The sequence below is a fragment of the Arundinibacter roseus genome, from assembly GCF_004348825.1.
GTDB lineage: Bacteria > Bacteroidota > Bacteroidia > Cytophagales > Spirosomataceae > Arundinibacter > Arundinibacter roseus.
In genome coordinates this window covers 1-21,357 of sequence record NZ_SMJU01000006.1, presented here as the reverse complement: position 1 = coordinate 21,357, position 21,357 = coordinate 1, and the positions used below count along the sequence as shown (strand labels likewise).

Annotated in this window: 15 protein-coding genes; 8 read left to right on the top strand and 7 right to left on the bottom strand. The window is 47.8% G+C overall.

All coding sequences use genetic code 11. The annotated features are described in order from the left end of the window. The first annotated feature begins 12 nt into the window (after positions 1-12). The 5 genes from EZE20_RS10095 (at position 13) to EZE20_RS10075 (ending at position 6,260) form a co-directional block, all read left to right on the top strand. Positions 13-2,967 carry a TonB-dependent receptor gene (locus EZE20_RS10095; protein ID WP_165933451.1) on the top strand — a complete coding sequence of 985 codons (2,955 nt, stop codon included), beginning with the start codon at positions 13-15 and terminating at the stop codon, positions 2,965-2,967. A 73-nt stretch (positions 2,968-3,040) separates the two neighbouring features. Next, positions 3,041-4,039, top strand: coding sequence for a nucleoside hydrolase (locus EZE20_RS10090; RefSeq protein WP_132117162.1), 999 nt, complete (start codon positions 3,041-3,043; stop codon positions 4,037-4,039). Positions 4,040-4,205: 166 nt separating this feature from the next. Beyond that, a complete protein-coding gene (locus EZE20_RS10085; RefSeq protein WP_132117160.1) occupies positions 4,206-4,454 on the top strand; it encodes a hypothetical protein in 249 nt (82 codons plus the stop codon). A gap of 57 nt (positions 4,455-4,511) precedes the next feature. Further along, positions 4,512-5,291: a TIGR00266 family protein gene (locus EZE20_RS10080; protein WP_132117158.1), complete on the top strand. Its 780-nt coding sequence runs from the start codon at positions 4,512-4,514 to the stop codon at positions 5,289-5,291. Positions 5,292-5,501: 210 nt separating this feature from the next. After that, the gene (locus EZE20_RS10075; RefSeq protein WP_132117156.1) at positions 5,502-6,260 is read left to right on the top strand and encodes a DUF547 domain-containing protein; all 759 of its coding nucleotides are present in this window, start codon (positions 5,502-5,504) and stop codon (positions 6,258-6,260) included. A gap of 97 nt (positions 6,261-6,357) precedes the next feature. Here the strand turns inward: EZE20_RS10075 and EZE20_RS10070 are convergent, their stop codons facing one another. The 7 genes from EZE20_RS10070 to EZE20_RS10040 all read right to left on the bottom strand — a co-directional run bounded on the left by EZE20_RS10070 (position 6,358) and on the right by EZE20_RS10040 (position 15,209). Next, positions 6,358-7,731 carry a putative oxidoreductase C-terminal domain-containing protein gene (locus tag EZE20_RS10070; RefSeq protein ID WP_132117154.1) on the bottom strand — a complete coding sequence of 458 codons (1,374 nt, stop codon included), beginning with the start codon at positions 7,729-7,731 and terminating at the stop codon, positions 6,358-6,360. A gap of 135 nt (positions 7,732-7,866) precedes the next feature. Next, positions 7,867-9,054, bottom strand: a complete 1,188-nt coding sequence (gene nagA / locus EZE20_RS10065) for an N-acetylglucosamine-6-phosphate deacetylase (protein ID WP_132117152.1) — start codon at positions 9,052-9,054, stop codon at positions 7,867-7,869. 3 nt (positions 9,055-9,057) lie between these two features. Further along, positions 9,058-9,798: a glucosamine-6-phosphate deaminase gene (locus EZE20_RS10060; protein WP_132117150.1), complete on the bottom strand. Its 741-nt coding sequence runs from the start codon at positions 9,796-9,798 to the stop codon at positions 9,058-9,060. A gap of 529 nt (positions 9,799-10,327) precedes the next feature. Then, positions 10,328-11,650: a sugar MFS transporter gene (locus tag EZE20_RS10055; protein WP_132117148.1), complete on the bottom strand. Its 1,323-nt coding sequence runs from the start codon at positions 11,648-11,650 to the stop codon at positions 10,328-10,330. A 48-nt stretch (positions 11,651-11,698) separates the two neighbouring features. After that, a complete protein-coding gene (locus EZE20_RS10050; RefSeq protein ID WP_132117146.1) occupies positions 11,699-13,051 on the bottom strand; it encodes a Gfo/Idh/MocA family oxidoreductase in 1,353 nt (450 codons plus the stop codon). 42 nt (positions 13,052-13,093) lie between these two features. Further along, positions 13,094-14,101: a Gfo/Idh/MocA family protein gene (locus EZE20_RS10045; RefSeq protein ID WP_132117144.1), complete on the bottom strand. Its 1,008-nt coding sequence runs from the start codon at positions 14,099-14,101 to the stop codon at positions 13,094-13,096. 223 nt (positions 14,102-14,324) lie between these two features. After that, a complete protein-coding gene (locus tag EZE20_RS10040) occupies positions 14,325-15,209 on the bottom strand; it encodes an AraC family transcriptional regulator (protein ID WP_132117142.1) in 885 nt (294 codons plus the stop codon). Positions 15,210-15,345: 136 nt separating this feature from the next. Here EZE20_RS10040 and EZE20_RS10035 point away from each other — a divergent pair, with 136 nt between their 5' ends. From EZE20_RS10035 to EZE20_RS10025, 3 genes are all read left to right on the top strand, one after another. Continuing rightward, positions 15,346-16,206, top strand: coding sequence for a sugar phosphate isomerase/epimerase family protein (locus EZE20_RS10035; protein ID WP_132117140.1), 861 nt, complete (start codon positions 15,346-15,348; stop codon positions 16,204-16,206). A 42-nt stretch (positions 16,207-16,248) separates the two neighbouring features. Further along, complete coding sequence (locus EZE20_RS10030; RefSeq protein ID WP_132117138.1) at positions 16,249-17,370, top strand: Gfo/Idh/MocA family protein; 1,122 nt, start codon at positions 16,249-16,251, stop codon at positions 17,368-17,370. 61 nt (positions 17,371-17,431) lie between these two features. Beyond that, positions 17,432-21,202, top strand: a complete 3,771-nt coding sequence (locus EZE20_RS10025; protein WP_132117136.1) for a PVC-type heme-binding CxxCH protein — start codon at positions 17,432-17,434, stop codon at positions 21,200-21,202. The last annotated feature ends 155 nt before the right edge of the window (positions 21,203-21,357 follow it).

Below are 21,357 nucleotides of genomic sequence, written 5' to 3'. Positions count from 1 at the left end.
ATTTCAGGAATTTTGAAAAAGATCTCCTTTTTATGGACGCTCTTTTTGATCTTCTTCACGTCACTTACCGTTTCGGCGCAGGTGGAAGTACAGGTGCTGGACCTACTGTATCATCAGCCGGTTCGGGGCGCAACCGTCACTATCGAAAACAGCACGCTTAATTTTAAAGCCACAGCCCAAACAGACTCGACCGGGCGCGTGCGCTTTGAAAATCTTGCCTCCGGTAATCGTTTTCGGGTGTTTACAGAAGCTTTCGCCGAGTTTGCCGAAGCCTCCGTTTCTGGGGTAAATACAACTTCCCAAATCATCCTTGAACTTCCCTCACGACGGGAGTCGGTGCTGGATGAGGTAGTTGTAAGCGACCGACGCACCGCTCAGCTCAACGTGAAGGATGCACAGGTTTCGTATTATGTTACCAAAAAAGAAATACAGGCGTTGCCCATCGAAGGGCGTGACATTACGCGCTCGTTGTATCGTTTGCCTAACCTTACGCTGGCTACCCTTGGCTATGCCGAAGCCCCCAATGTGTCGATTAATGGCTTAAATGGGACGTATACCAACTACATGATTGACGGTATGGACAATAACGAGCGATTTTTGGGGAATATGAAGTTCAATACGCCCGTTGGTTTTGCGGAAGGAATCACGGTTTTGACCAATAATTATTCGGTAGAATATGGTAATACGAGCAACGGAGTCATCAACGTAACTTCCCGTTCTGGTAAAAATGAGTTTTCAGGGGAGATTTTTTACCTGACTCGCCCAGGTAGTATTATTGATTCCAAGTCTGCATTTGCGACACTGGATCTTTCCGGCAATCAGGTGAAGGACGGTTTTCAGCGGCATCAGCTGGGCGTCGGCCTGGGTGGGGCGATCAAACCAAACAAAACGTTTTTTTACCTCAACTTTGAGCAAACCCTCGATCAAAAAGATAATTTACTAAATGTGCCCGCTCTGGGAGTGAACGAAACTGTGCGCGGAAAAAATAGTTTCAGCTATGTGTCAGGGAAAATCGATCAGTTATGGAACGGACGTTTCAAAACTACGCTTCGGCTCAATGTCGGCAGTTTTGACATTGATCGTCAGGGCGGAGGGCTTGAAGGCGGCGTCAATTTTCCGTCTTCCGCTTCGGCACAAAAAAACCGAACGTACCTGATTGCCCTCAAAAACAGCTATTCCATTGGCGCACAGATTACGGCAGAAACCAACTATCAGCACTCGTACTTCCGCTGGAATTATCGCCAACCCGTCAATCCCAACAGCGCATCGGTTACGGTGCAGGACCCTTCGGGTGCAGCTATTGCGATTATCGGACAAAGTGGTTCTATTTTTGACAGCAAGGAATTTTCGCATCAGTTGCAGCAAAAGTTTTTTTACAAGAGTGGCAAGCATTCCTTTAAAGCGGGTCTGGAATTTATGTCTTCTGATTTTCAATTGTTAGGAGGCGGTAACCCCAATGGCACCTACACGGTACGTCTGAATGAGTCGCAACTGGAAGCCTTGAAAAACAGAAACATTGGCGCAGCGCTTGATGTAAACGATATTTCGGCAGATGTGGCCGTGATTCGATACGATGTCGAGCTTAGACCTACAACCTTTGGTGCAGTTCAAAATGTGTATAACATATACCTGGAAGATACCTACGAAGCCACCAATCGCCTGAATCTTACGTTTGGCCTTCGCTACGATTACGACAATTTGTCAAAAGGTGGCGGCAACAAAGGCGATTGGAACAACATTGCTCCGCGAGCGGCTTTTAATCTCAGAGTAGGGGAGCGGGGAGTAGTTCGGGGTGGATATGGTTTGTTTTATGATAAAATAAAATACTCGGCATACAGCGATGCGTTGCAGTTTAACAGTACTTCTGCTGATTACAAAAAACAGTTGGCGGAATTGCAGCGCCTGGGATACCTGGACCCGAATGCTGATTTGGACAAAATTACGTTTCCGGGAAATTTGCGCGCCACCACATCGGGAGTTACCTACCTGAACGGCCCCGGGCCGGACGATTTGCAGGGACAGCGCGACCGACAGTTTTCTAACAATCTACGAATTCTGAACCCGCAGGGTTTCAAAAATCCCTATTCACATCAGGCTTCGTTGGGTTATCAATACAAGCCAACCGACAAAACGCTCTTTTACGTTGATTTTGTCCATACGGCTACCAACGATCTATACATGATTCGTAACCTGAATCCGGCCTCGCCGTTTCCAAATGACGATCCTGAAAATCCGAAAATACGTTCCGTTGCCGAAGCCGATGCCACCCGCCCGGTGCCGATACGTGCGGGAAATGTGGCCGTTGTGAATGGTGAAACCCTGCGAGGAATTGCCCGAAATGTGTTTGTGACCACAGCCGAGGGTAAAGCCCGCTACTGGGCCGCCAATTTTGTGTTCCATAAATTACCCGAAAATGATAAATTTGGTTACCGGGTCAACTATGCACTGGCGCTGGTCAAAAGCAATACAAGCAGTCTGAACACCCGTGCGCAGGATTCCAACAATTTTGAAGCCGAATATACCTTTGACGAGCAGGATCGCCGTCATGTGCTCAACGCCATGATTTTTTATAAACCCTTGCCTGGACTGTCTATTACTCCGGCTTTTCTGCTCCAAAGCGGTCAGCCGTACACGATTCTGGCCGATGCCCGGATCTACGGAACCTCGGATCTGAACGGTGATTCCGAAACATTCTGGCCTGCCGACTACGCCCCCGGTGAACGACGCCATGGGCAGCGCCTGCCCTGGGCCAAAACCCTGGACCTGTCGGCGCGTTATGTACTTTCCTTTGGAAAGACGTCCATGGAAATTTCAGCAGATGTTTTTAATGTGCTCAACACGCAGAATATCTCCGGCTTTAACGTCACGCGTGGTGCGAGCAACCAAATTCAATACGGCGATACTTTCGTAACTCGCTCGGCAGCTCCGCCCCGACAGTTTCAGTTTGGTGTTAGGTATTTTTGGTGAAACCTTTTATAATGTGCTGAAAATCAATTTATTTATCTATTAAAATTTTATTTCAATCCTCAACTATTTACCAATGAATTTTATAAAAACTGCATTTTTACTACTCATCCTTAGCGCAGGTTTGACTCATGCGCAATCTGCCCGACCGGCGATATGGCTGGATACCGACCTGATGATCGGCCTGCCGGAACGGTCGCCCCGCGAAGTTGACGACGCTGTGGCCCTGCTCATGACTTTGCGAATGGCTGACAAAGTCGATTTGGTAGGCGTGAGCCTTGTTACCTATGTAGACTACGGCTATGGCGTGGCCGAAAACATGCTGAAATGGTATGCACCGGACCGCACAATTCCTGTGTACAAAGGCTCCGATTTGTGTGGCGATGTAGGCGTAGAAAACGACGCAAGCCGGGCGCTGGCCCAGGCACTTCGCAAAGAAAAGCTAACGATTGTGGCGATTGGCCCGGCTACCAATGTGGCCACGGTGCTTAAAAATCATCCCGAATTAGCGAGTCAGATCAAGGAAATTACGTTTTGCGCCGGACGCACCGAGAAATTTCCCTTTCGGCCGGGTTTGGAAACGCTGACTGTTTCGGATTACAATTTTGAAAAAGACGTTGACGCGTTCAAAGTAATTTTTGAATCTGGTGTGAAAGTAATTCTATCTGGTTTTGAATGCAGTGCCTATTTATTTTTAGGAAAAACCGATCTTGACTTTTTAAAATCGGGTTCAAAAGGCGACCAATGGCTGGCTGCCCAATTTGCGCCCTGGATGCAGCGGGGTAAGCGGATTTTTGGCGTGGAAGGTTTCATACCTTATGATACCACGCCGCTAGGCCATGTGACTCATCCTGAGTTTTTTAAGTATTACCGAAATATTCCGGTGCAGATAAACTACCGCGAAAACGACGCAACGACGCCCAATGCGCCCAAAGGCAAAAAGGCTTTTCTGGAAGTATCGTACGACTATCCTGCTACCTGGACCTGCGACTACGCGTACAAAACGCTGCCGGGATTTGAAGAAATCGTGATTGAATCTTTGAAAGGAAACCCTGCCGACAGCAATGCTCATTGAAAGTAGCGCTGCCCTTTATACATTCAAAAGTACCGATTAAAGGCTAAATTGAGCCGTTTACTGGAAGAACCTTGCCTTTGCTGGCAAGGTTCTTTACATTTATACACTAAAAAAAAGGCATTCAACGGAAGTCCCCGACATAAAAAACCTTTCAAATCAACTGATTATGGCTAAGAAAAAACCACTGGATCCCAACGCTCCCGAAGAAGAAAAACCGCGCGTACATAAAGACCTTGAAGGATTTGATATTCAGATAAATTCTTTTGGAGAAATAACCACGAGCTTTGACATGGATCGCATCAACGAGTTTTTGAATAAAAATGTAGACGATAAAAAACTCCGCGACCGCGAAGATATTCCGGGCCGGAAAACGCGGAAAGCAAAACCCAAAACTCCCCCGCAGGAAGAAGAATAAACTATTTGGATTCATTTTTACTCACGTAACCTTAAACCTATTTAAACTCTTTTACTCATGATTTCACACGAAATTGATTACAAAATACTTGGCGAAGACATTCAGGTGGTTGAGGTAGAACTTGATCCCAACGAAACCGTAATTGCCGAAGCCGGTGCTATGCTGTTCATGGAAGATGGCATTCAGTTTGAAACCAAAATGGGCGATGGTTCGGAAGCGAATCAAAGCATTATGGGCAAGATTTTTCAGGCTGGCACCCGCCTCATTACGGGCGAGTCGCTGTTTATGACGCACTTTACCAACCGCGGAATTGGCAAGCGGAAAGTAGCCTTTGCAGCGCCCTATCCCGGTACGATCATGCCGATTGACCTGAGCAAAATCTATGGCAATGAGCTCATTGTGCAGAAGGATGGCTTTTTGTGCGCGGCAATGGGAACAAGCATGAAAATCCATTTTAATCAACGAATCGGCTCAGGATTATTTGGGGGTGAAGGTTTTATCCTGCAAAAGCTTCGTGGCGACGGCATGGCCTTTGTGCATGCGGGCGGCGTGATGATGGAGCGGCAATTGAATAACGAAACACTTCGGGTAGATACCGGCTGTGTGGTCGCTTTCGAGCCAAGCATTAGCTTTGATATTCAACGGGCTGGTAGCCTCAAATCCATGGTTTTTGGTGGAGAAGGTATCTTTTTGGCAACCCTGCGTGGAACCGGAAAAGTCTGGATTCAATCCATGCCAATTTCTAAACTCATTGATCGGCTGTCGCCCCGCGGCGGCAATGCCAAGAAAGAAAGCGGCTCAGTTTTGGGTGGTTTGGGTAATTTGTTTGAAGGATAATCCACTAGTTTTTTTAAGGTTTCTGATTCCGGCTTCTATCAATAAGCCGGAATTTTTTTTGAAAAAATGGGCTAATTTTCTTCAACATGCTGTTTTGGCCCGTACCGTCAGCAAACTATGGCTTGCTTTTTTTCGTATATATACCAAAGATGCAAATTCAACCGGCAGTAAATACGTATCTCACGATTTGCGCCTTAAATTTTAAAATTTATGACTATTAAAAATCTCCTGTATACCATTTATGTCATTCTGTTAATGACCTCCTGCGGCACGTCTGCGCCCACCTCAAATGCTCTTGACGTGGATCATGGAATCTGGGATAAGTTGCTCAAAAAACATGTGAACAACCAGGGAATGGTCGATTACAAAGGCTTTAAACAAGACCGAGCTGAGCTGAAAAAATACCTCAATCTGCTGAGCAAAAGTGCGCCCAACAACAAATGGAGCAAAGACGAACAATTGGCTTATTGGATCAATGCTTACAACGCCTACACCATTGAACTTATCCTGGAACATTATCCTGTCAAGAGTATCAAAGATATTGGCTCTTCCATAAAAATTCCGTTCGTAAATACACCCTGGGATGTGAAGTTTATTGAGATTGGGGGCAAAAAAATGGATTTGAACAACATCGAACACGGCATCATCCGCAAGCAGTTCAACGAGCCCCGCATTCACTTTGCGCTTGTTTGCGCAGCCAAATCGTGCCCGCCCCTTCGCAACGAGGCGTTTACAGCTGATAAACTAGACAAGCAACTCGACGATCAGGGGCGCGATTTTCTGAATGATCCGACCAAAAATGTAGTAACCAAAAACAGCGCCAGTATTACCAAGATTATGGATTGGTATGGTGGCGATTTTAAGAAGAAAATGCCTGTGAAAGAGTGGATTAACAAGTATGCCAAAACAAAACTCGAAAGCGATGCCATTTCGTACATGAATTACAATTGGGCCCTGAACGAACAGTAGGTTTTTGGTATTATTAAAATGTCCTTTACCTCAAAGTAAAAGCGTCAGTCCAGGTTTTTTGGACTGACGCTTTTCTTTCATTTGGACAGTTTTGACCTTATTTTGCTTTTTGCAAAGCCTGCGTAGTTGTATGATACTTCGTGATCATGTTCGGGACTTCCCACTCCGGCAGCTTTCCGTCTTTGAGGTACTCCATGTACTTGCGGGCTACCTGCGCAAAGTGCGCTTCATGTCCTACTTCATATTTTTCGGGAACCAGTACCTGCCACCCTTTGGCATCTTTTTTCAGGGAAATGCCCGGATACAGCGCTTCTACTTTCTGAAAGGCCGCTTCCAGTGCCGCTGCATAGGTTTCATCTTTTCCTACGGCCTCAATGTACAGCGCAGGCTTGTATTTTTGCTCAGCACCCTGCCGGATAATCAGGTTGGCTTTTGAGCCGCGCATGATCGAATAGTGCGTATCACCGGCGCCTTCCGGTGCCTGAAAATTCCAAAGTACCTGAACCTGAGCATGAACGCCTTTGAGCGTGTAGTTGATTTCGCCATTGGAATAGACACTCAACGTGCTGTCTTTTACTGACGAAGTTAAGAAATCAGGGTAGCTGTCGAGCTTTGTCACGAGCTTAAACTGCGACGGACTGAGGTTGGTAGTCCATCGTTTGGTGGTCTTGATGTCTACGTCTGAGGGAGAAAGTACCTGTTCCGGAAAAGACGCCCACTGAATCAGGTCTACGAGGTGCGTGGTTACGTCTACGATTCCTTCGCCCTGCTGACTTACGTCAAAAAACCAGGCGGGACGCACGAGTGCTTCGCCCGAAATATATTTGAAAAAATGATGGACGCTTACCTTGCTAACAGCGGGTTCTTCGAGGGTTCCTTTTTGTAATTCACCAAAAATCTCCGGCGATTTAGCCAGTTCTTTTTGGAGCGTGTTGGTAATCTCGTAGCGTTCGGTCATGATGTCGTAAAGCAGCACATTGTTCTTTTTTGCTGATTCAAACGCCTCTTTCAGCAATTCAAAACCTGCAGCGTCGATTGCCATCGGTTTGTCGGCCAGCACATGCAGCCCGGCATCTACCGATTTTTTGATATAATCAGTCTTGCGCTTGTTATTTCCTGCCATCACCACCACGTTACCGGGTTTTTCGGCCAGCATTTTTTCCAGGTAATCAGCGCCAGTGTATACCTGCTCATTCCAGTTCGTAGGCGATTCGTTCCGGCTGTTGTATTTTTCAACCTTGCTGAGATACGATTTCACTTCCGGTCCTTCGGGAGCGTAAACGTATACCGTAGAATCCACATCATTGTAAGTAGATTTTTGCAGGAGATCCGCGTGAAAATGCCCGGGGTCCAGCACAATCAGACGCAGCGCTGACGACGAGGTATCGGCGGTTTCTTTGGAAGTATTACATCCCTGATTCATAATCAAGAGGGCAGATAAGGCCAGAACAGACAGACTTTTTTTTAACATAAGTAGTTGATTACAAGTGGTAATTTGGCGTTCGCCGAACTATTTAATTGGGGAAAAAGAAAAACGACATGAATGGTTTGTCGTTTTATTTCTTCTACAAAAACACAGACGAGCAATTGTACTGTTTTCCCTGTTTCAGGAAGAAAAAACCACGTTTCCTTTACAGATTGTGGTTTGAATTTGATATAAATTATCAAATAGAACCACGTCTGCCTCTTTACCAATAGCAAGCGAACCTTTACGTTTGTCAACGCCCATGATGCGGGCAGGTGTAGCCGTGAGCATTTGTACAGCCGCTGTTAGCGGAATGTCCGTTTGTGTCATAATGGTTCGAAGCAGCCGGTCGGCGGTGGCGATGCTACCGGCAAAGGCTGTCCGGTCAGGTAGTTTGGCCACGCCGTCTTCTACCAAAACGGGTAGCCCATTTTGCAGCGAACCCAGCGTACTTTCGGTTACGTTTTGGGCGGCCGCCCGCATAGCGTCCGTAATAAGCGCAATCCGATCCGGGCCTTTGATTTTATAGATTAATTGGAGAAGGGGCGGGGGCAGGTGGATGCCGTCCGTTATGATTTCTACATCCATATCGTCCAGCAAAAACGCACTTTCGACCGCACCCGCATACCGAAATGCGTTTCGACGAGTAACACCGAGCATGCCCGAGTAAAGATGCGTCATGAGACTATACCCGTTTTCGGCTGCCAACACTACATCTTCATGAATCGCCTCTGTATGCGCAACCGAAGCAAGAATTCCCTGCGACTGCAAAAAACGTCCCATGTCGAGCGCACCAGGTAGCTCGGGTGCAATACTCCACCGACGAACGACGCCGGGAGCGTGAGCCAGAATTTCCCGATACTCCGCAGGATCAGGATTTCGGATGTAGCGTGGGTCCTGCGCACCACGCTGACTCATGGCAAAGTAGGGGCCTTCGAGGTGAAGTCCCAGAAATTCAGCACCTTGCGTGTTATTTTTTACGGCTTCCTGATACAAATCCAGCGTTTTCAACAGCGATTCCTTGGTGGCGGTAAGCGTGGTAGGCACCATCGCCGTGGTTCCAAAACGGGCGTGGGTTTTGGCTATTTCCAAAAAAGCTTCTAATGAACCATCCATAAAGTCATGCCCACCGCCGCCGTGTACGTGCAAATCAATGAAGCCGGGCGCAATAAATTGTCCCTTTGCGTCGATTTCGTCAGCGTCGGGAAAATCCCGGTTGGCGGTACCAATTTCCCGAATGATGCCATCCTCAATCAGCAGTATTCCGTTCGGAATGAGCCGATAGGGGGTTATAACTGTGCCATTAAATATTTTCAGGCGTTTTTTCATAGCTTACTTTTGCGAGAGAAGCGAAGCCGAAGCGGGTTCCAGGTAAAGTGTGCAGTCGGAATGGGTGCGTAAAATTCCAGCCGGATAGAGATTGCTTATGGGTAATTCCAGACAATTTTTTACAGCCGCAGCTTTACGTTCATCTGGTACGGAGCAAATGATCGTTTCGGATTTCAGAATTTGCTGAATCGACATACTAATGGCCTGTTGAGGTACTTCTTCCATTGATTCAAACCATCCCTCGTTGAACTGTTGCCGGCGGCATGGCTCATCGAGCTGTACCACGATGTAGGGGAGTTGCGTATCAAAATCGGCCGGTGGATCATTAAACGCAAGGTGTCCGTTTTCACCAATTCCACACAATGTAACGTCAATCGGGTGAGCCGTAATGAGTGCGCCCAAACGCTCGCATTCCTGTTCGGGGTCGGTTTCGCCATTAATCAGGTAATAATTTTGAAGGGCGGGTACTTTATCCAAAACCCGTTCTATCAGATATTTTCGGAAACTTGCCGGGTGAGAAATTGGCAGGCCAATGTACTCATCTAAATGAAACATCACCACTCGTTCCCATTCAATATCTGTATGTGAAAGCAGTTGATTCAGAGTTTCAAATTGGCTTGTACCCGTAGCCATGATTATATGCGCACGGCCTTTTTCGGCAATTGCTTTCTTGATAAGAGCTGCTGCCAGGTCACCGGATTTTTGACCAAGATCCTTCGCATCGGCGGTATGTATAATTTGCATAAAAAATGAATGATTAAAAAATTCTATAAAACTCCAAAAAGCCCCAACGTTGCGCAATCCGCAAGCACAGGGTACTTATGGATGAGGATAAATAATGGATATATAAAATACGATCTATACAACTTACAAAAACTCCAAAAAGCCCCAACGTGGCGTAATCCACAAGCACAGGGTACTTATGGATGAGGATAAATAATGGATATATAAAAAACGATCTATACAACTTACAAAAACTCCAAAAAGCCCCGAAGAGGCGCAATCCGCAAGCACAGGGTACTTATGGATGAGGATAAATAATGGATATAAAAAAAACGATCTATACAACTTACAAAAACTCCAAAAAGCCCCAAAGGGGCGCAATCCGCTAGCACAGGGTGCTTATGGATGAGGATAAATAATGGATATAAAAAAAAACGATCTATACAACTTACAAAAACTCCAAAAAGCCCCAAAGGGGCGCAATCCGCTAGCACAGGGTGCAGCCCTGTGAAATGTGAAATGTGAAATATGAAACGTGAGTTATAACATTTCATAACCCCCACCGCCGCACCCGGTGTCCGTAAACCGCATAATACACCAGATACAAATAGCATGGAAACAGCACCCAATAGGCCGAACGGACATCCGACAAATCGGCTACGTAGCCATACACCAGCGGCATAAGCGCATTGCCGCAAAGCATCATAATCAAAATAGAAGCCCCCAGCTTTGTAAACCGCCCCAATTCATCCAGAGCAAGCGGCCAAATGCCGGCCCATACCAGTGAGTTGGCCAACCCCAGCAGCACCACAAACCAAATGGAAATATCAGCCTCATGTCCCAGCCAACTGACCGGACCTTTGGCAAAAATAATCAGTAGCGTAAGCAGCGTACCGAGTACCGTACAGAATCGCAGCGCATTGACCTGACTGATGAATTTGGGGATAAGTGCAATGCCCAGCAAATACCCGCAAATCGTAAAAAACAGCGTATACGAAGGAAAAACCTTGGCTTCCAGCAGATCCATCCCCATAGAATTGGCATAACTGATGACTGTATCAATAGCGATGACCTGTGTGCCTACGTGTAAAAATATGGCTATGGCACCCAGAATCAGGTGAGGGAATTTGAAAATGCTGTTCTTATCGGCATTGGCCAAAGCCAGTTCCGGACTTTCGTGCTCGGTGTTGATTTCGGGCAAAGGGGAATAAAAAACCAGAACACCCAAAGTAAACAGCACGGTGCCTACTACCGAATACGGCACAATAACCCGCCGGATCAGTTCGTCAAGTGCAGCGGCGCGCTCGGCTTCGCCCATGCTCGACAGTTGTTCAAAAAGGGCCGTATCGGTGGGACGCAGGATGACGGCTGCAAATAAAATCGGTGCAAGAATTCCGGCACCTTTGTTGCAAATCCCCATAATGCTGATGCGCTGTGCTGCCCGTTCTTTATCACCCAAAATGGTAATATAAGGATTGGCAGCCGTTTGCAAAATGGACAATCCGATGCCGATGGTAAACAAGCCCGCCAAAAAAACCTCGTAGGTCCGGGTGTAGGCCGCAGGCACAAAAATGAACGCCCCAAGCGCCATGACCCAAAAACCGATCATCATCCCTTTCTTAAATCCGGCTGCTTTCAGGAGAAATGAAGCAGGAACCGACATCACGAAATAGGAAATGTAAAAGGCAAATGCGACGAGATAGGACTGAAAACTCGTAAGCTCGCAGGCGATTTTGAAATAAGGAATCAAAATGGCGTTGACCCACGACACAAAGCCGAATATAAAAAACAGCATGCCGATAATCAGGATGGAGACCATCGTGTCGCGCTTGCTCAACGAACTGACTTCAACGGCCAGCGGAGGTGTTTTCATAAGGGTTTAGGAATAGTTTTTTTTCGAAAATTGAGGGTAAATTGATGCTTACACAGTCGGTGCCCAGCCTTTTTGATACTCTCGTTTCCAGAGTTTCATGGCAGCGGCGTTGTTTTTGATGTGCCCATTGGTTGGGTCAGTTATCAGTGTCGTGCCGGTGCGTTGGGCAATGTTTCCGAGTTGGCACAGCAGCGTACTTTGGTGACCGCCCACAATGTCTGATTTCAGGGTTGCCCCTTTGGCAATGCCGTCATAAAAATTCTGAAAGTGAAACGCATCCAACGCCTGTGAAGGATTCATTTTGTTGCGGGGGTCAATGACGAGATCGTTCTTAACGTCCTTTATAAGTTTATTTTCAAGATCAAAAATCTTGTATGAATTTCCCGCTTCAATCAAAAGCGAACCTTTTTCTCCATAAAAAATTACGCCTACACTTTGCCCCTCAATAGTGCGGCCGTTGCAGCTGCGGCCTTCCCAGGTCATAGCCGTGTTGTTGGCAAACTCCATCGTAATAACCTGAGTATCGGGTGTTTCCCAGTCGTCCTGATAGCGGTAACGCCCGCCTGCCGAGGTCACGCGTGTTGGGTACTCAACATCAAGCCCCCAGCGCATAAGGTCTACCATGTGGGTGCCGTTGTTGAGCGCTTCGCCAGTGCCCCAGTTCCAGAACCAATGCCAGTTGTAGTGAATCAGGTTATCTTTGAACGGCCGCCGGGGTGCGGGCCCCTGCCACAACTCGTAGTCGAGCCAGGAAGGCACGGCGGTTTCTTTGCCAATACCAATCGACGCACGGTTGTTGGTATACCAGCCTTTCGCAAAGTAGGGACGGCCAATGCTGCCGCCCTTTACCTCCGCAATGCCTGCGGCCACATTGGGCCACGAGCGCCGCTGATTGCCCATTTGAATCACATTCTTATATTTCTTGGCTACGGCCAGCAGCAGTTCGCCTTCGTTGGGGGAGTGGCTGCAGGGTTTTTCCAGGTACACATGTTTGCCTGCCTGAGAAGCCAGAATAGCTGCCGGAGCGTGCCAATGGTCGGGAGCGGCAATGATCAGCGCATCCATGTCTTTGTTTTCCAGCGATTTCCGAAAATCCGGCTGGGCGGAAGGTTTGGTACTTTGCAGCTTCGTAACCGCGTCAATACATTTGTCGGCAGCACGCGAGTCTACGTCCGAAATGCTGAGAACCGAAAAATTAGGCTGCACCGCAAAATTTGACGCCAGCGCAAAGCCCCGGCTATTGACGCCCATCACGCCAACCTGAACCCGGTCGTTGGCGCCTAAAATACGCGCATAACTGCGCGGACTGAAACCAGGCAATAGTCCGCCGAGGCTTAATGCTGCCGTGCCGGCGACGGTTTTTTTAATAAAATTTCGACGGGATTCTTGTTCAGAAAGCATGAGTTTGGAGTTTTAGGTTCAGGAATAATCAGATTTTACTACTTACATTTTCCGGGCTTTTTGCATCACTTCTTCCAGCGTTACACGAGCGCCGCCACGACGTTTACTCTCGTCGGCGGCCTCCATGAAAGCAAATATTTCAAGCGTTTCAGCCGAAGAAACGGGTACTTTTCCGGTGTCAAAAAATGTAATAATTTCTTTAAGCAGAGGTTCGTAGCCACCGTACGGCCCCAGGGTAAGGTTGCCATTTTGAGTATATACCGTGCCGCCGTAGTCGTGCTTGCCGGTGCGGGTGCCGCGAAAAGTTCCAACCCGACCATCCTTCCACGTACCAATGACAATATCCGTGGAGTCGGCATGCACCCGAACTACGCTTTGACAGCCCGTACCCATCACGGTAAACAATGTCTCAACCCCGTGCACGCCATACCAAAACAAATCCGGATGTGTTTTTTCGAGGACTGCCGGGCTGTACGTATCCGCACCAACGACCTTGCTTTTGTCCAAAGTTTCGATGCCTTTGATGTAGCGTAGCGAAGAAGCCGAAAACAGCGGTACTTTATATCTTTCTGACGCTTCAAAAAGTTTGACGGCATCTGTCAAAGAACCTGCAATTGGTTTATCAACAAATAATCTTTTGCCCGCTTTCAGTACCGGCAGAGCCTGTTCCAGGTGGCGGCGGCCATCGTTGGTTTCCAGCAAAACTACATCCACGCGAGTCAGTAGTTCCTCAATGGAATCTACAATTTCAACCTGCAATTTCTTTACCTCTTCGATATACCCCGGAATCCGCTTGACACTCGATTCAATATCGAGACTTCCCTGCGGATACGCCGCCACCACGCGGTAGCCACGGTAAGCAGCGTCCGGGTTTTCGGCATTCAATACTTTGGTAAAAGCGACGCTATGCGAGGTGTCGAGGCCAATAATCCCGACTCGTGTGCCGGCGGCCTGTTTGCTCAGGGCATCGGCACCATAGACAGAAACCCCCAACGTGGTAAGGGCAGTGGTTTTTAGGAACGTTCTTCGGTTGTGAGCAAGGGGTTTCATGGGCTTTTCAGGAATAGTCTGCTGTATTGTTAGGAATGTCAAAAACCTTTGAGAACAAAAAAGCGGAAAGAGCCCGCGCTCTACCGCAAGGGACGATCTAGTCCGAAGGCATGCAGCCTTACAGCATAGTACCTGACCCCTGCACTAACAGACTAGCAGTAGAGGGATTTTCCCCAACTTATTTTTTGAAAAAAAATTAAAAAAGCCGACTTTCATTCTCTTTTTACAAAGAACTTTGAACAGAAGTGCGGTACGCGCTGCGGTACTCGCGGGGAGTTTGACGGGTAAATTTTTTAAAATTTCGGTTAAAATTTGAGAGCGTGTCAAAACCGCTTTCGTAGGCAATTTGTGAAACAGTCCACTGCGTGTCTACGAGTAATTTGCACGCATGCCCGATTCGAATTTCGCTCACGAAATCGGTAAATGTTTTGTTGGCACGTGTTCGAAAATAGCGGCAAAAAGCCGCTTCACTCATGCCCGCAAGCGAGGCAGCTTCGCCCAGTCGAATGTCTTTTTGAAAATGCTGCCACACATAATTATGTACTTTCTGCATTCGTTCCGTTTCTGAAACTTTATAGGTATTGACATAACCATAACTCGTAATTGGAATGCCTTCGCTGCTGTGAGCCAGGGTATTAAGCAAAGCCAGAACCCGCAGAATTCGGGCGAAGTCGTCGCAGTGCGGGAGCGCCAATAGTTCACTCAGGATCAGTTCACGGGTAGCACCAATATAGGAAATTCCCCGACGCGATTCTTCCAGAAATTGCTGAATCGGGTGCATTTCGGGTTTACTCAAAAACTCTTTACCCAAAAAATCATCCTGAAAATAAAGCACTACTCCTTTCGTACGAAGTTGGCTATCTTTCTCAAAATAAGGCGCTTCACTTCGCCAAAGGTGCGGCACGTCGGGCCCAAGAAAAACGGTATCACCCGGCTCGAAACTTTGAATGGAATCGCCAATCAGACGAGTGCCTGTGCCTTCCAGAACGGTGAACAGCTGAAAGTGCGGGTGAAAATGCCAATTTGGGTCAAAATGCGGTTCTTCCAGTTCCTGAATAATGAGGGAACCGGTAGGACTTTCAAAGTTTTTTAGAACAGGTAGTTTCATTTTAGCTTAATTTTGCCCTAAATTTCAATAATAATTTTATTAAAAGTCAAAATTAAGTCAGTACTAATCAAAACTCGAAAAGTATTTAGTATTTTTCTGCTGTAAAATTGTATTCTGGTATTAGCCCCTATTTTTTATGAAATACAGCATGAATCTCCTCTTGTGGGGAACGCAGGTGGATGAGACGCTCTTTCCGGTTTTGGATCTTATTCAGGAAATCGGTTTTGAAGGCGTGGAAGTCCCGGTTTTTAATCCTGATCCAAAGTATTGGGAGGGATGGCGCAAAAAACTTGATGCTTTGGGCCTTCATCGCGAAGCCGATACCTTTTGTGGTGCGGACACCAATCTCATTAGTCCCGATTCCGTCATTCGTGCGCATGCCCTGGAAACCCTCAAACGCTGCGTCGATTGCGCCGTTGTGTTAGGCGCGCCACGACTTATGGGACCGTTTAATGCCGCTTTGGGCGTTTTTAGCGGACAACCCGCCACTGCCGACGAATGGAAATGGGGCGTGGAAGGTATTTATAATTTATCCGAATACGCACAGCAGCAGGGCATTTCGCTGGGTCTTGAATACCTCAACCGCTTTGAAACGTACCTTACAAGCTGTGGCGATGAGCTGATTCGATTTGTGGATGAGGTAAATCACCCCGCTTGCGGAATCATGTTCGATACATTTCATGCCAACATTGAAGAAAAAAATACGGGCGAGTGTATCCGCACAATGGGCGACCGAATTTCTTTCATTCAACTTTCTGAAAATGACCGATCGACTCCCGGCAAAGGGAATGTTGACTGGCCGGGTGTGTTTGACGCGATTCAGGCGATTGGCTACGACGGTTGGCTGAGTATTGAGGCGTTCAGCCCAAAACTCCCGGCGGCGAATATCTGGCGCAAAATGTTTGATTCAGAAGAGCAACTGATGCGTGATGGACTGGACTTTATCAAAAAAAATGTGAAAACTGCTCCCGTGCAAAATCACATTGTTTTGTCATAATAACTACCTGAAAACTTTGAGTTAATTACTACTTTTTTACCCATGAAAAAAATCAATATTGCCATTGTTGGACTTGGTTTCGGAGCTGAGTTTATTCCCATTTATCAGCGTCATCCGAATGCCAATATGTATGCGATTTGTCAGCGGACGGAGTCCAAACTTTACGCCGTGGGCGATGAATTTGGGGTAGACGTGCGCTACACAAGCTACGACGATTTGCTGGCTGACCCAAACGTAGATGCTGTTCATATAAACTCGCCCATTCCAAATCACGCCGAGCAAACTTTGAAAGCTCTTCGGGCAGGTAAGCATGTTGCGTGTACCGTACCGATGGCTACTTCGGTAGAAGATTGTATGGAAATCGTGAAGGTGTGTAAAGAAACCGGCCTGAAATACATGATGATGGAAACCGTGGTGTACGCCCGCGAGTTTTTGTTTGTCAAAGAATTATACGAAAAAGGCGAACTCGGCAAAGTGCAGTTTTTGAAAGCGAGTCATCAGCAGGATATGGAAGGGTGGCCCGACTATTGGCCCGGCCTGCCGCCGATGCACTACGCCACACACTGCGTGGGACCGGTGGCGGGTTTGCTGCGGCTTGAAGCGGAATATGTTTCGTGCTTTGGTTCGGGGACAATCAGTGAAGATCTGGTAAAAATCCATAACTCGCCTTTTGCCGTTGAGTCGGCGCATATCAAGTTCAAAGACAGTGATTTGTCGGCTTATGTGTACCGTTCTCTTTTTGATACGGCCCGTCAATATCGGGAAAGTTTTGAGGTATATGGCAGTAAAAAATCATTTGAATGGCCGCTCATTGAAGGCGAAGATCCGGTGATTCATACGGCCAAAAAGCCTGAGCATGAGATCCCTGAGCGTGTTCCAACCCCTGATTATGCGCACCTGCTACCCGAAGAGATTCAGTCGTTTACGGGCCGTGGCGTGTATGATTTGGGCGAAAAAGCGCACCTGTCGTTTGTGCAGGGAGGCGGCCACGGTGGTTCGCACCCGCACCTTGCCCATGAATTTATTATGGCGCTGATCGAAGATCGTGAACCGTTCCCAAATGCCTGGCAGTCAGCCAACTGGACGAGCGTCGGGATTTTGGCGCATGAGTCGGCAATGGAAGGTGGCAAACTGATTGCGATTCCTGATTTTAAAAATTCCTAACCCTACCGCAGGCGTGGCGTACATAGCTGCGCCTGCACTCATTTTTTAAACAACCAATTTTATGAAACGCATCGGGCTATTGATTGTGGGTGTGGCGCTGTTCTGGCAATGTGCCAGGAATACAGGCGTACAACAGACCGCTACCGGCGAATTGGCTACCGTAACGACGGCAGCGTCGAAGGTAACGGCACGGCGGCTGGAAATACTATTTTTGGGCGATAACGGGCATCACCGCCCCATAGATTTTGTGCCCAAACTGATGGAAGCTTTGGGCAGTAAAGGAATCAATTTTACCTACACAGATAAGCTTACGGACCTGAACCCCGAAACGCTGGCAAAGTATGACGCGCTGTTGCTCTTTGCCAACTGGGACACGATTGCGCCCGCACAGGCCAATGCTCTGCTGGATTTTGTGGCGCAGGGAAAAGGGTTCCTGCCCATTCACTGTGCTTCCTACTGTTTTAGAAATAATCCTGAGGTGGTGAAGCTAATTGGCGGTCAGTTTTGGCGGCATACGATGGACACCATTCAGCCCGTATGGACACAGCCTGAACATCCGGCACTCGCGGGCGTAGAGCCTTTCAAAACCTGGGATGAAACGTATTTGCACGAAAAATTGCAGCCGGACAACATCGTCCTGACGGAGCGGATTATTCAGGCAGATCAGGCCAAGGATAAACCCGGCCAAACCAAAGAACCGTACACATGGGTGCGGACGCACGGCAAGGGGCGCGTATTTTATACAGCCTACGGCCACGATGAGCGCACCTGGACACAGCCTCAGTTTCATAACCTAATTGAAAAAGGAATTCTTTGGGCTGTAAATGACGAAGCCCGTCAGGCGCATAAAGCGCTTAATCCAAAGCCTTTTGAATACCGGGAAGCCCGCCTGCCCAACTACGAGCAACGCCCCGGTCCTCAGTTGCAGCAGTTACCGCTTTCGCCCGAAGAATCCGTAAAACATATTCAGATTCCGGTAGATTTTTCTCTATCTGTTTTTGCTCATGAGCCCGACGTCATGCACCCTATCGCAATGACCTGGGACGAGCGCGGACGGTTGTTTGTGCTGATTACCAAAGATTATCCCAACGAACGCAAGAGCAGTGGCGGAAGCGATTATATCCTGATTTGTGAGGATACCAATAAGGATGGCAAAGCGGATAAATTTACCCGTTTTGCCGATGGACTCAGCATTCCGACGGGTATGGTGTTTGCCAATGGCGGACTTATCGTGTCTCAGGCTCCTGATATGATTTTCCTGCAGGACACCGACGGAGACGACAAAGCCGATGTCAAGAAAACTCTTTTCACGGGTTTTGGTACGTTTGATACCCACGCCGGACCTTCCAACCTGCACTATGGCTTTGATAACTGGATTTATGGTGCTTTGGGCTATTCGGGTTTCAAAGGAAAATTTGCCGATAAAGACAGCCTTAATTTCGGACAAGTACTCTTCCGGTTCCGTCCCGATGGTTCTGATATGGAAATGATGACCCGTACTTCCAATAATACCTGGGGACTTGGTTTCAACGAAGCCGGCGATTTGTTCGGCTCTACGGCCAACAACTCACACGGCTGGTACATGGCGATTCCAAGTCGCTATTTTGGAAATAGTCGGGTAGACAACGGCGGACGGGGAACGGATACGCACAAAGACATGAAGCCTATTACGCCCAAAGTCCGGCAGGTGGATGTATTTGGTGGCTTTACTGCCGCTGCGGGTCATAATTTTTATACGGCACGCGCTTTTCCAAAAAAATACTGGAACAGCATTGCGTTTGTATCTGAACCAACCGGACACGTTTTGCACCAAAACAAAATGGTTAAAAACGGAACGGACTACGAAGATGAGGAAGCATTCAACCTGTTGGCCGGGGCTGACGAATGGGTGTCGCCCGTGTTTGCTGAGGTGGGCCCGGACGGCGCCGTTTGGGTAGCCGACTGGTATAGCTTCATTATTCAGCATAACCCAACGCCCAAAGGATTTGATAATGGAAGTGGTAATGCCTATGATACCGATCTTAGAGACTTTACTCACGGACGTTTGTACCGGATTGCCTGGAAAAATGCTCCGGCTTATACGCCGATTTCGTTGAGCAAAGATCGTCCCGAAGAGTTGGTTGCTACCCTCAAAAATACCAACATGCTGTGGCGTCGTCATGCGCAGCGGATGCTGGTTGAGCGTAGAAATAAAGACGTAGTTCCTCAATTGGTAGCGCTGGTGAAAGATCAGTCGGTTGATGAAATTGGCCTGAATACTGCTGCCATCCACGCGCTTTGGACCCTGCACGGCCTGGATGCCCTCGGAGACCCGACAGTGTTGAGTGCGGTTACGCAGGCCTTGCGCCACCCAAGTGCAGCCGTTCGTAAGAATGCCGTACAGGTATTGCCCAAAAACGAAGCAACTGCGCAGGCGCTCATGCAGGCAAACGCCCTGCACGATCAGGAGCCGTTGGTAGTTCTGAACACGCTGCTGGCTCTTACCGAAACGCCCCAAACACCTGCCATTGAAACGGCCCTTCTGGCTCGAATGGAAGAATACGAAGCCGCCAATGACCGTTGGTTGCCCGATGCTTTTTCCATTGTATTGAATGCCAATGATGGTAAACTTCGTCAGAAATACCTGGCCCAGCGTGTAGCGGCAGCTCCCCAAAAGAAGGCTGCAAGCGCTTCATTTACAGCAAGTACTGCGCCGATGCAGGGGATGGATCACTCCAAACATGCGATGGGCGAAACGGCACTGATTGAAGGAAAAGCCGAATTGTCCGTTTCTAATATCACAATCAATCCATCAAGTCCGTATGTTCGCGAATATGCACGTATTACACTCGAAATTACCAATAAAGGCAGCGTGGCAGTTCCGGCCGATGTAGTACCGCTGATAACGGTAGGTATTCGTGGCAATGGATTGAATATCAATTATGTAAGTCGTAAAATTACCAAGGGGATTGCTCCGGGCGAAACCATTCAGCTCTCAGAAGGCAACAATGGCCCCTGGAACAGCCCGTTTGGGTTTACGTCGGAGCAGGCAGGAAAAGTGAGCGTAACGGCGACAATTGATAAAGATAACGTGGTTGAAGAAGCCAACGAACGTAACAACGTGTTGACCAAAACCTTTGAGGTTCGCAGCCCACAGCGTATGTCGGATTTTGCCCTGGAACGTGCCGCCCGGAGTTATGCGTCTTACGCCTCGGCAAGCGAGGTGCTTGACATGCTGAAAACGGCCCAAAAGCTGGATCCTGACGGACTTTTTGCAGTTAACAAGGGCGTTCTGAATGGCTGGAATGTCAGAAGAAAAGAAGTTGCATCTGAGGCCGATAAGTCATTTTTGGCATCTTTAAGTCAATCGATTTCTCCCGAATTAAGTGGACGCATGGGAAGTTTTCTGGAATCTTTTGGAATAAAGGAATCCTCAGAAAACGATCCGAACGTGCAGGTGATTCGCATCAAGGCTGTGCGCGAAGCGTTGAAATTTGACCTTTCCGAGTTTACGGTAATAGCCGGCAAACCTGTTGAGATTATTTTTGAAAACCCCGATGCCATGCAGCATAACCTGGTGATTGGTAAACCCAAATCGCTGGAAATCATTGGTGCCGCAGCAGATAAACTCATCACCGCCAAAGATGGTGCCGAACGGAACTATGTACCATCTATCCCGCAGGTTTTGATGGCAAGTCCACTAGTTAACCCTGATCAGACTTACCGCATGAAGTTTACAGCTCCTGCCGAAGCAGGGAACTACCCCTACGTGTGTACCTTCCCCGGTCACTGGCGCTTGATGAAAGGAACAATGAATGTGGTGAAACAACCCGCCGCAGCAACTGCCAAATAGCGTAGTTGAAACCAGTAATACAAGTTGAATGACTAGTCCTAAAATAGAGATACAGATTTAAGATTAGTTTAATTTAGATTGTTTAGGCCGTTGCAACATTATTTTTGCAGCGGCTTTCTTTTTTATAAGTGCGTATTTTTATTTCACTCTGCTGA

Excerpts from the sequence above, each read along its gene's own strand:
- EZE20_RS10080 (WP_132117158.1), top strand. The coding sequence starts at position 4,512 with ATGATTTCACACGAAATTGATTACAAAATACTTGGCGAAGACATTCAG.
- EZE20_RS10050 (WP_132117146.1), bottom strand. The coding sequence starts at position 13,051 with ATGCTTTCTGAACAAGAATCCCGTCGAAATTTTATTAAAAAAACCGTC.
- EZE20_RS10025 (WP_132117136.1), top strand. The coding sequence starts at position 17,432 with ATGAAACGCATCGGGCTATTGATTGTGGGTGTGGCGCTGTTCTGGCAA.
- EZE20_RS10055 (WP_132117148.1), bottom strand. The coding sequence starts at position 11,650 with ATGAAAACACCTCCGCTGGCCGTTGAAGTCAGTTCGTTGAGCAAGCGC.
- EZE20_RS10075 (WP_132117156.1), top strand. The coding sequence starts at position 5,502 with ATGACTATTAAAAATCTCCTGTATACCATTTATGTCATTCTGTTAATG.
- EZE20_RS10045 (WP_132117144.1), bottom strand. The coding sequence starts at position 14,101 with ATGAAACCCCTTGCTCACAACCGAAGAACGTTCCTAAAAACCACTGCC.
- EZE20_RS10085 (WP_132117160.1), top strand. The coding sequence starts at position 4,206 with ATGGCTAAGAAAAAACCACTGGATCCCAACGCTCCCGAAGAAGAAAAA.
- EZE20_RS10040 (WP_132117142.1), bottom strand. The coding sequence starts at position 15,209 with ATGAAACTACCTGTTCTAAAAAACTTTGAAAGTCCTACCGGTTCCCTC.
- EZE20_RS10060 (WP_132117150.1), bottom strand. The coding sequence starts at position 9,798 with ATGCAAATTATACATACCGCCGATGCGAAGGATCTTGGTCAAAAATCC.
- EZE20_RS10070 (WP_132117154.1), bottom strand. The coding sequence starts at position 7,731 with ATGTTAAAAAAAAGTCTGTCTGTTCTGGCCTTATCTGCCCTCTTGATT.
- nagA (WP_132117152.1), bottom strand. The coding sequence starts at position 9,054 with ATGAAAAAACGCCTGAAAATATTTAATGGCACAGTTATAACCCCCTAT.
- EZE20_RS10090 (WP_132117162.1), top strand. The coding sequence starts at position 3,041 with ATGAATTTTATAAAAACTGCATTTTTACTACTCATCCTTAGCGCAGGT.
- EZE20_RS10030 (WP_132117138.1), top strand. The coding sequence starts at position 16,249 with ATGAAAAAAATCAATATTGCCATTGTTGGACTTGGTTTCGGAGCTGAG.
- EZE20_RS10035 (WP_132117140.1), top strand. The coding sequence starts at position 15,346 with ATGAAATACAGCATGAATCTCCTCTTGTGGGGAACGCAGGTGGATGAG.